This window comes from Streptomyces novaecaesareae (genome assembly GCF_000716875.1).
Lineage (GTDB): Bacteria > Actinomycetota > Actinomycetes > Streptomycetales > Streptomycetaceae > Kitasatospora > Kitasatospora novaecaesareae.
The window spans coordinates 48,480-58,102 of the sequence record NZ_JNWQ01000080.1 but is presented as its reverse complement, the minus strand read 5'-3'; the positions used below and the strand labels follow the sequence as shown (position 1 = coordinate 58,102).

The 9,623-nt window shown below is 73.8% G+C and carries 10 protein-coding genes; 3 read left to right on the top strand and 7 right to left on the bottom strand.

Going from position 1 to position 9,623, the window contains the following annotated elements; genetic code table 11:
* Positions 1-5 precede the first annotated feature (5 nt).
* Entirely contained in the window at positions 6-449 is a 444-nt protein-coding gene (locus OP86_RS25965) for a macro domain-containing protein (protein WP_234435037.1), read from the top strand.
* Positions 450-506: 57 nt separating this feature from the next.
* On the opposite strand, the gene OP86_RS25960 is transcribed toward OP86_RS25965, so the two are convergent.
* Positions 507-1,046: a GNAT family N-acetyltransferase gene (locus OP86_RS25960; protein WP_030061024.1), complete on the bottom strand. Its 540-nt coding sequence runs from the start codon at positions 1,044-1,046 to the stop codon at positions 507-509.
* Between the two features lie 32 nt (positions 1,047-1,078).
* Between OP86_RS25960 and OP86_RS36905 the strand changes: the two genes are divergently transcribed.
* Both OP86_RS36905 and OP86_RS25955 read left to right on the top strand, forming a co-directional pair.
* Complete coding sequence (locus tag OP86_RS36905; RefSeq protein WP_157849842.1) at positions 1,079-1,228, top strand: hypothetical protein; 150 nt, start codon at positions 1,079-1,081, stop codon at positions 1,226-1,228.
* 10 nt (positions 1,229-1,238) lie between these two features.
* Positions 1,239-2,075, top strand: coding sequence for a TetR/AcrR family transcriptional regulator (locus OP86_RS25955; RefSeq protein WP_234435034.1), 837 nt, complete (start codon positions 1,239-1,241; stop codon positions 2,073-2,075).
* Between the two features lie 125 nt (positions 2,076-2,200).
* Here OP86_RS25955 and OP86_RS25950 read toward each other — a convergent pair whose 3' ends face one another.
* The 6 genes from OP86_RS25950 to OP86_RS25925 all read right to left on the bottom strand — a co-directional run bounded on the left by OP86_RS25950 (position 2,201) and on the right by OP86_RS25925 (position 9,622).
* A complete protein-coding gene (locus tag OP86_RS25950) occupies positions 2,201-3,487 on the bottom strand; it encodes a GNAT family N-acetyltransferase (RefSeq protein WP_051830643.1) in 1,287 nt (428 codons plus the stop codon).
* A 40-nt stretch (positions 3,488-3,527) separates the two neighbouring features.
* The gene (locus tag OP86_RS25945) at positions 3,528-4,085 is read right to left on the bottom strand and encodes a GNAT family N-acetyltransferase (RefSeq protein WP_051830642.1); all 558 of its coding nucleotides are present in this window, start codon (positions 4,083-4,085) and stop codon (positions 3,528-3,530) included.
* Between the two features lie 147 nt (positions 4,086-4,232).
* Positions 4,233-5,534, bottom strand: coding sequence for a C40 family peptidase (locus OP86_RS38885; RefSeq protein ID WP_030259420.1), 1,302 nt, complete (start codon positions 5,532-5,534; stop codon positions 4,233-4,235).
* A 234-nt stretch (positions 5,535-5,768) separates the two neighbouring features.
* Complete coding sequence (locus tag OP86_RS25935; RefSeq protein ID WP_199815220.1) at positions 5,769-6,851, bottom strand: hypothetical protein; 1,083 nt, start codon at positions 6,849-6,851, stop codon at positions 5,769-5,771.
* Positions 6,852-6,938: 87 nt separating this feature from the next.
* Positions 6,939-8,513 (bottom strand): threonine/serine exporter family protein, encoded by a 1,575-nt coding sequence (locus tag OP86_RS25930; RefSeq protein ID WP_418952635.1) that lies wholly within the window; start codon positions 8,511-8,513, stop codon positions 6,939-6,941.
* 455 nt (positions 8,514-8,968) lie between these two features.
* The gene (locus OP86_RS25925) at positions 8,969-9,622 is read right to left on the bottom strand and encodes a DedA family protein (RefSeq protein WP_051830640.1); all 654 of its coding nucleotides are present in this window, start codon (positions 9,620-9,622) and stop codon (positions 8,969-8,971) included.
* Position 9,623: the final 1 nt, after the last annotated feature.

The window sequence follows — 9,623 nt, the reverse complement described above, 5'->3', positions numbered from 1 at the left end:
CGGCGTTGGGGTGCGTGCATCGCAAGGCGGAGGAGGGAGCCACTGCGGAGCATTGGCGACCGACGACAACGCAGCGAGGTGCGTGCCCCGGCGTCGCCCGGCAGGCGGGAGTCCGGCGACAGGCCCGTGGGCACCGGGAGCGGGCGAAGAACGACTTCGGCCTCGGCGCCCTGCAGTTGGTGCAGGTCGAGCCGTACGTCTGGGTGGCCAACCTGGTCGGCCAGCGCGGCATCCGGACCGGGCGCTCCACCGGAGTGCCGGTGCGGTACGAGGCGATCGACACCGGGCTGTCCGCGCTGGGCAGCCGCGCGCTCGACCTCGGCGCCTCCGTCCACATGCCGCGGATCGGCTGCGGGCTGGCGGGCGGGCGCTGGGAGAAGGTCGAGCCGCTGGTCACCGACCGGCTGACGGCGCGCGGTGTGCCGGTGACCGTCTACGACGTCGACTGACCTCCTTCGACTCCGACTCGGCCTACGACTTCGACTCGGCCTACAGATCCGACCGGCCTACGACTCCGAACGCCCCGGCCAGGCGTACACGTACTCGGGCAGCACGAAGCCGCCCGGGAAGACACCCTCCTGCGCGCGGACCCGTACCGCGCCCTCGCGCTCGTAGAAGGCGATCGCGCGGGTGTTGTCGCGCAGCACCTCCAGGAACAGCTCGGCCCCGGGGTGCCGTTCGGCGACGTGGGCCCGGGCCGCGGCCAGCAGGTCCCGGCCGATGCCGCCGCCGGTCAGGCCGGGGCGCACGTGCAGGTTGTCGACCAGTACCCGGCCGTCCGGCTGGGGCACGAGGTAGATGAACCCGACCGTCTCCCCCGCCCGTTCGGCGATCAGCAGCTCGGGCGTGTTCTCCGGCTCCCCGTAGTCGGCATCCAGGCGCAGTTTCCACAGCTCGCGCCGCTGGTCGACCATGCCGTCGCCCAGCCCCTCCTCCGGGACGATCCCCCGGTAGGTGGTGCGCCAGCTGTGGGCGTGCAGTTCGGCGATGGATTCGGCGTCCTGCACGCCGCCGCGCCGAATGACGGTCTGCCCTGAACTGATCACGTGACAAGCCTCCCACAGAGATGGAGTTGAACATGTTCAACCGAAGCGTCTACAGTTCCACCAAGCTTTTGAACGTGTTCGAATCGCGGGGGATGGTGTTCGTGGTACCGGATGCGGAGGGGGCATCCGGTGCCGCGAACACCGACAACACCGACACCGGCTGGAACCTCGTCTCCGGCTAGGCTCGTTCCCGTGAACGACCTGGCAGCGACGAACCGAACGGACGACGAGAACGGTACGGCCGAGGACTCGGCCGTACCCGGTACTGAGGCCGCGCCCGGCGCGGAAGGCGGGCCCGGCGCGGAAGGCGGGCCCCTGCCCGGCGGCCGGGCGCAGCCGAAGACCGACAAGAGTGAGGCGACCCGGGCCCTGATCCTGGAGACGGCCATGCGGCTGTTCCAGGAACGGGGCTACGAGAAGACCACCATGCGCGCGATCGCCACCGAGGCGGGCGTCTCGGTGGGCAACGCCTACTACTACTTCTCGGCAAAGGAATTCCTGATCCAGGGGTTCTACGACCGGATGACCTACGACCACGCGGCCGACGCCAGGCGGCGCATGGCCCACACCCGGGACTTCTCCGAGCGGCTGAGGATCGCGCTGGACTCCTGGCTGGACACGGCCGCGCCGTACCACGAGTTCTCCGCGCAGTTCTTCCGCACCGCCGCCGACCCGACCAGCTCACTGAGCCCGTTCTCCAACGAGTCCCACCCGGCCCGGGCGACGGCGGTCGAGCTGTTCCGCGACGTCCTTCAAGGCTCCGAACTGGCGCCGAAGCTGGACGCCGAACTGGTCGAGCTATTGCCCGACGTGCTCTGGCTGTACCTGATGATCGTGGTGCTCTACTGGGTCTTCGACCGCACCCCGGACACCGAGCGGACCAGGGAGTTCGTCCGGCGCTCGACGCCGTTGGCGGCCCGGGTGATCAACCTGTCGCGCTACCGGGTCTTCCGTCCGATCGTGCGCGACGCCAAGGGCCTGATCCAGGACTTCATCCTGCCCACCATCGGCAAGACGGCGGTCAAGTAGCGCCCCGCGCAAGCGACTCGGCGACGACGGTACGACCGCACCACGGCGCGACACGACGACGGACAGGCCGGCCCCCGCCGTGGGGGCCGGCCTGTCCGTCGTGGTGTCGCGCGGATCCGGCCGGCTCAGAAGATGTCCGGGTTCCAGGGCTGCAGCGGGGTGCGCAGCAGCAGGTCCGCGGCGGCGGCTGCGCCCGGGCGCAGCTCGGTGAGCAGCCCGGCGGCGGCCAGCCTCGGGGCCGTCTCCGCGCCGAGGTGGAGCGAGCCCAACTCCGAGGCCCCGAGGGCGAGATCGGCGTCGTCCGTGGTGCGGGTGCAGCGGCCGGTGCCGTCCGCGGCGACCTCGATCGCCCAACGGCCGGACGCGAAGCCGAGCTTGTCGTCGACCTCCAGCACCACCCGGCCGGGGGCGCCGTACGTCCGGGCGCCGAACGCCGCCTCGACGTCCAGCACGCGCAGCCACATGAAGTCGGAGTTGTCCTCGTGCGGGGTGGCCGCACGAGGGTCCTGGAGCAGCAGCGGCAGCGGGTCGTCCGGGGAGGCGTTGCCCACCGCGATCCTGGCCACCCAGTCGACGGACATCAGGAAGCGCCACAGCTCGACCGTGGTGGGCAGGTCGAGGGCGGTGAACTCCTCGACGGTGAGCGTGCAGTCGGGGTAGGAGCCGTCCCACTTGTCGTCGATCCGGTAGGCCACCAGACCGGTGACCGCGCCGTAGGCGTCCCGGTGGACGGCCGCGAACGGCTCCTTGAAGTCGAAGCCCGGCACCCGGACCTCGCCCGTGTTGCGCTGCCACCACAGCTCGTCGCGGTCGATCGCGCCCGGCTGGGTGCGCCGCCAGCGTTCGTGCAGGGCCGGCCCGAGCTCGCGCGCCTCGGCCATGGTCACGAAGTCGATCCGGCCGCCGGGCACGCTCGGCAGGCCCGCGCGCAGGCCCCGGGTGCGGCGCAGGTCGACGCGCCAGCCGGCGCTCCGGGTGGCCGGGCCGAAGCCGAACCGGCCGTAGATGTTGTGCTCGGCGGCGATCAGGATGGCGACCGCCGTACCGCGATCGGCGGCAGCCGCGAGGTCCCGGCGCATCATCGTGCTGAGCAGGCCCCGACGGCGGTGGGTGGCGCTGACCGTGACGTGGGTGATGGCGTCGGCCGTGATGACGGCCCCGCCGGGGACGGTCAGTTCGGCGTCGTAGCTGCGGAAGGTGGCGATCGGGCGGTCGCCGTCGCCGTCGAAGCCGGCCAGCATCCGGCCCGGCTCCCACTGCCGGCGGCGCACCTCCGCCGCACTGCCCACGTGCGGGCGCAGGAAGCCGAGGGCCAGCGCGCGGTCCCAGGCCGCCACCTCGCCCTCGGAAACCGCCCGTACCCGGAGCCCGTTCACGATGTCGACGGCCGTGTGATCGATGCTGTTGCCCATGGGGCCACCGTACGGCGGCCCCCCGGCAGCGGCACCTGGTTTATTCCGTGCGCGACTCATTCCGTGCGCGACTCACTTCCGGGCCCGGCCCGGTGTGCTCTCCCGGCACCACGACCCAGTGGTTGGTGCGCAGGACGCGGTCCCCGAAGTCCACGTCCCGCTCGCCGAGCAGCCGGAAGCCGAGCGCCCGGCAGATCCCGTTGGAAGGGCCGTTGGCAGTCCCGGGGTTGGCGTGCACCGGGCCCCAGCGGCCGTCCGCGGCGGCGGCGTCCAGCACCCGGCGGACGGCCGCCTTGGCGAGGCCCCGGCCCTGGTACTCGGGCAGCACCATCCAGCCGATCTCGGAGAGCGCCACGCCGTCCTCCTCCTCCTGCGACCAGAGCATGACCGCGCCCGCGACCTCGCCGTCCTCGGCGCCGTCCGGGACGATCATCTTGGCCCAGCAGCGGTCCGCCGCCGCCTCGACCACGTCCTTGCGCAGCCGGGCCTCCACCTGCTCCCGGGGCAGCGGCCCGCCCAACTCGGCCATCATCACCGGGTCGCAGCGCATCCGGACGTACGCCTCGACATCCCCCGCCCGAACATCCCGCAGCATCATGACGCCTCCTCAGAACAGCCCGAGCGGCCACGGTAACGCCGACCACCGACAGTGGCGCGGGCGCGGCCCCCCTGCCGCCCTCGCGCGGGCTCCCGCCCCGGCCCCGGCCCGTGACCGGGGCTCAAGGCCGGGTCTCAGGGCCGGGTCTCAGGGCCGGGCGTAGAAGTCCGGGGTGCCCATGATCCAGAGGCTGGCCTGCTTGATCGGCATGCCCACGCGCGGGGCCTCGATCATCTGGTCGTCGCCGATGTAGAGCCCGACGTGGTGGATGTCCGCGGCGCGGCCGGTGTCCGTCCAGAAGACCAGGTCGCCCGGGCGCAGCTGGCGGTAGCCGATCGGGGTGCTCTGGGCGTACTGGTCGGCGGCGAAGTGGTTGAGCTGCCGGCCGGACTGGCGCCAGGCCATCATGGTCAGCCCCGAGCAGTCGTAGCCTTCCGGGCCCTCGCCGCCCCACACGTACGGCAGGCCGATCTTGGACTTGGCGAAGGCCACGGCGGCGGCCGCGCCCTCGGCGGACCACGGGCGCCCGGCGGGCGGCGCGGCGGCGGCCTCGGCCTCCCGGGCGGCCTGTTCGGCGGCGGCGCGGGCGGCGGCCTCGGCCTCGCGGGCGGCGATCGCCTCCAGTGCCTCGTGGCGCCGGCGCTCCAGCTCGACGGTGGTGTGCCGGGCGGCGGCCAGCTCGGTGAGCAGCTGCTCGCGGCGCCGGGCTGTGGCGGCCACCTCGTCCTGGTGGGCGGCCAGCCGCTGCTCGGCCCTCGCCCTGGCCGCGCCGACCTCGGTGGCGGCCTTCTCGGCGGCCGCGGTGGCGGTGCGGGCGGCGGCGGAGGCGCCCCGGGCGGCGGCGGCCGTGGAGGTGGCGGCGTCCAGGATCTGCCGGGTGCGCTCGCCGACCTGGCCGACGGCGGCGGCGCGGTCGCCCGCCTCGCGCGGGCCGTGGGCGCCGAGCAGGGCGTTGAGCGCGGACAGTTCGGCGCCGGCGCCCTGGCGGTACGTCTCGGCGGCGAGCCGCGCGGCGTCCTCGGCGGCGGCCGAGCGCTCGGCCTCGGCGGTGGCGGCGCGCCGCACGGCGGCGTCCTCTTCGGCGCGGGCCCGGGTGAGGGCGAGCTGGGCGCCGTTGTAGGCCTCGACGGCCTGTTCGGCGCCGCGCCCGGCCCGGTCCAGTTCGGTGCGGGCGGCGGTGAGCGCGGCCTCCAGGGCGGCGACGGAGGAGGCCCGGCGCTCGGCCTCGGCGCGGGCGTGGTCGATCTCCTCGGCGGTCGGGTACAGCTCCTCCCCCTTGGCCCGGCCGGGCGTCGGTCCGCCAGGCGTCGGTCCGCCGGTAGCGGGTTCGCCGGTGGCGGGTTCGCCGGTAGCGGGTTCGCCGGGCGCCGGGGTGGCCTGGGCGGCGGGGAGCAGCCCGAACAGGGCGGTGAGGGACAACAGGAGGGTCGGCAGGAGCCTGCGCGCCACGGGACATCCTTCTGACGGGTCCGGAGGGGACGGCGGCGGACGGCGCGCGGCGCACGGGCAGGCGGCGGCCGGGCGGTTCGGGAATCCGACGATTCATCCCATCACGTGACAGAACGGTCACATGACGCTCATGCTCTCAATTCCGCCGGCCCGCACACCTCGAAATGCGCTCCGCCGGTCGGGTGACCATCGGATGATCCGACCCTGACTCAACTCGGGTCAGGCGCACAGGCCCTAGCGGTGGATTCGGGGGGTGTGCGTCCGCAGCCGGGGGTGTCGCTCGGGGCGGCGCTCCAGCCCGGTCGGGGCCACGGCGTAGGTGCGGCTGCGCCCGGCCCGGACCGTACGGCGGCGCTGCTGCGACCGGTGGAAACGGCCCGGCCCGGCCGTCGTGGCCCCGTACGGCTGCCCCTCCCCGGCCGGGGACGGCGCCGTCGCCCCGGCGGCGGCGGCCGAGCGGCGGTCGGCCAGCCGGGCCCGGCGGCGGGCCAGCGCCCGGGCGGCGTGCGCGTCGAGGTGGGCGCTGGCCCGGGCGGCCATCCGCTCGGCCACCCGGTGGGCGGCGGGGTGGTTGGCCGGCACCTTGTCGGGGGCGCCGGCGATCAGGTCGAACAGCCAGGTGCGGGCCCGGTCCGCGCGCCGGTGCAGCAGGCGCTCACGCCGCAGCGCACGCGCCCGGCGCCGGGGGCGCGCGGTGTACCGCCAGCGGGCCCAGGGGCTGCTCGGGCGGGCCAGCCGGATCGCGCCGATCCAGGACAGGCCGGGGACCATGATCCCGAGCACGCCGGTCCACACCTTGCCCTTGAGCAGGGTGATCACCGAGGCCAGCGCGTTCACCGAGATCACCGTGATCAGGCCCCACCTGGTCTCCTCGCCGGGCACCACGCCCAGCGGCACGTACCCGATCAGCAGCAGGGCGGTGAACAGGATCCCGAAGATCACCGCGTCCACCGACTTGCGGCCCTGCTCGCTCCAGTACACGTCGTCCAGGTGCAGGATCAGCGCGAACTCGTCCAGCACCAGGCCGCAGCCGATGCCGAAGGCCAGCCCGAACCAGTCCATCCACGGCTGCCCGCCGTAGGTGGCGAACACGCCGATGCCGCCGAGCAGCAGGAAGCCCAGGCCGAACACCATGTGGTGGATGTGCAGCCCGCCCGGGGTCACGTTGCCGGGCCACCAGCGCACCTGGGCCCGGATCATCCGGACGCTGAACCGGATGAAGACGAAGGAGGTGATGAAACCGACCAGCACCAGGAACAGCGGTTGCTTGTGCGCGTTGATGATGTGCTCGCGGTAGCTGTCCAGCAGTGTGGTCATGGGTCTTACCTTCGTTCCTGGTCCTGCGTCCTGCGTGCCGCGACATGGCCGGGAGCCCGGGAGGCTCCGACACCGGTCAACGCGCGGTCAGAACCCTCGGGTGCGCTTGGCCGCCCGGCGCGGCACCGCCGGGTAGAGCGACGGGAGCTCGGCACCGACCGGCAGTTTCAGGAACAGCCGGGCGATCTCCCCACCGAGGTTCACCCCGACCGCCAGCGCCATGGCGATCGCCGCCGCCCGGAAGACGGACACCAGGCCGGCGCTGGAGTGCCCCTGGGCGAAGGCGAGCATCCCGAGGTAGAGCGCCGAACCCGGCATCAGCGGGCCGATCGCGGCGGTCACGTACGGCAGCGCCGAGTCGTTGCGGGAGCGCGCCATCAGCTGGCCGAAGAGGCCGACCAGGCCGGCCGCCACGCCGGTCGCCGCGATCGGGTTGACGCCCGCGTTGTAGACCAGCGCGCCGTAGCTGGCCCAGCCGATGCCGCTGTTGACCGTGACCCAGGCGAGCGTGCGGCGGTCGGTCTGCAGCAGCGTCGCGAAGGCCAGGGTCAGCAGCATCGCGGCGACCATCTGGACCGGCGGGTAGCTGATGCCCACCAGGCTCTCGTCCGGCTTCAGCTTCGCCTCGAAGCCGACGCCCAGGTAGAGGATCACCATCACGCCGATCACGATGCCCGCGACCAGGTAGATCACCTCCAGCAGGCGGGCCGCGGCGGTGATGTAGAAGCCGGTCAGGCCGTCCTGCACGGCCGCGACCAGGGCGCGCCCGGGCAGCAGGGCGAACAGGCCGCCGGTGATCACGACCGAGCCGCGCAGGCCCCAGTCGTTGAAGGACAGGATGATCCCGGAGGCCGCGGCCGGCATCGCAGCCGCCACGAACTGGTAGAACTCCGGCAGCCGGCGCTTGGCCAGTGCGGAGGCCAGCCGGTCGCCGAGCACGGCCGCGACGAAGGCGCTGGCGAAGACCAGCCAGCCCTTGTCGTCGATCCGCCCGCCGACCAGGAAGGTCGCCGCGCCGGCCAGCAGACCGGTGGTCAGGGCGAGCAGCCAGGCCGGGTACGGGTGCCGGTTGCGGCGGATCAGGGCGAGCCGGCGGTAGGCGTCGTTGACCGACACCTTCTCCGCGGTGATGTCCGCGACCAGCTCGTACACCGCGTTCAGCCGGGTGTAGTCGGAGGTGCGGCGGCGCACCACGCGGTCGGCGGTGACCGGCGGCTCGACCAGCGAGGGCTGGTGCGAGATGCCGATCAGGGTGAAGGTGACCTGCGGCTCGCAGCGGTCCAGCCGGTAGGCGTGCGCGATGCCGAGCATCGCCGCCTCGACGTCCTCGGCGGCCTCGCCGCTGGCCAGCAGCAGCTCGCCGATGCGCAGGGTCAGGTCGAGGATGCGGGGCACGTTGCGGGTCACGCCCGCGGAGGGGTGCAGCTCGCGGGCGGTCCGCTCGAAGGAGGGGCGCTCGGACATCGGGGTGCGCAGCAGCGTGCGCATCCGGTCCGGCCAGGGCGCCTCGCCGGGGGCGCCGGCGATCAGGTCCGCGACCGGGATGCCGGTGGGCGGGGTGTAGCCGGCCGCCCGCCACTCCTCGGGGGTGAGGGTGTCCTCGGCCACCGAGCGGCGGCGGCGCGGCCGGGCGTCCTCGGGAGCCACGCCCGGGAGACGCATCTCGACGGTCAGTTCGGGATGCGGCTCGGGGTGCGGCTCGGGGTGCGGCTCCGGGGAGGGCTCGGGGTGCGGCTCGTGCTCGGGCGCCAGCAGGCCCCTGGTCTCCGGGACGGGCGGGAGGAGCGGGACGACGGTGACGGGCTCGACGGGCGGGGCCGGGTGGCCGAGCAGGCCCTCGGTGGGCGGGGCGTCGGCGGGGTGCACCGGCGTCGGGGGCGCCTGCCGCGACCGATCTACCGCCCGGCCTCCCCTCGTCCGCTTGCCCGCACCCGGTCGGCCCCGCTTAGGCACTTCCGCTCCTTGCCGCCCCTGGTGGCCGCCGGCCACCGCTCGATCTCGGGTACACCTTGCCTGATCGAACAGCTGGACGCACATGTACGCGACGTCCCACGGCCTCGGCGGCGGGTGCCTGGGCGGCGCGGCGGCCGGCGGATACCCGGCGCGGCGGCGGGCGTCTACCCGGCGCGGCGGCCGGCGGGCGTGGCCGAGCCGGACCGGCGGGCCCGCAGCAGTTCGACCGCCACCGGGATCACCGAGACCAGCACGATGGCGACCAGGATGGCCTCGATGTTGTCCCGGACGAACGGGATCTGCCCCAGGAAGTAGCCGAGCACGGTGACCCCGCCGCCCCACAGCACGCCGCCGACCAGGTTGAAGACCACGAAGCTGCGGTAGTTCATCCTGCTCACCCCGGCGACGATCGGGGTGAAGGTGCGCACGATCGGCACGAAGCGGGCCAGCACGATCGCCTTGGGCCCGTGCCGCTCGAAGAAGGCGGCGGCCTTCTCGACGTTCTCCTGCTTGAAGACCCGGGAGTCGGGGCGGCGGAAGAGGCCCGGCCCGACCTTGCGGCCGAAGAGGTAGCCGACCTGGTCCCCCGCCACCGCGGCGGCCACGATCAGTGCGCAGACCAGCCAGAGCGGCTGGTGCAGGTAGGTGCCGTCGGCCACCAGCAGGCCGGTGGTGAACAGCAGCGAGTCACCGGGCAGGAAGAAGCCGATCAGCAGGCCGGACTCGGCGAAGACGATGGCCAGGATGCCGAGCAGGCCGAAGGTGGAGATCAGGGTGGTCGGATCGAGCCAGGACGGGCCGAGGGCGAGGCTGGTCACG

Excerpts from the sequence above, each read along its gene's own strand:
- OP86_RS36905 (WP_157849842.1), top strand. The coding sequence starts at position 1,079 with ATGTTCAACCGAAGCGTCTACAGTTCCACCAAGCTTTTGAACGTGTTC.
- OP86_RS25950 (WP_051830643.1), bottom strand. The coding sequence starts at position 3,487 with ATGGGCAACAGCATCGATCACACGGCCGTCGACATCGTGAACGGGCTC.
- OP86_RS25945 (WP_051830642.1), bottom strand. The coding sequence starts at position 4,085 with ATGATGCTGCGGGATGTTCGGGCGGGGGATGTCGAGGCGTACGTCCGG.
- OP86_RS25935 (WP_199815220.1), bottom strand. The coding sequence starts at position 6,851 with ATGACCACACTGCTGGACAGCTACCGCGAGCACATCATCAACGCGCAC.
- OP86_RS25930 (WP_418952635.1), bottom strand. The coding sequence starts at position 8,513 with ATGCGTCTCCCGGGCGTGGCTCCCGAGGACGCCCGGCCGCGCCGCCGC.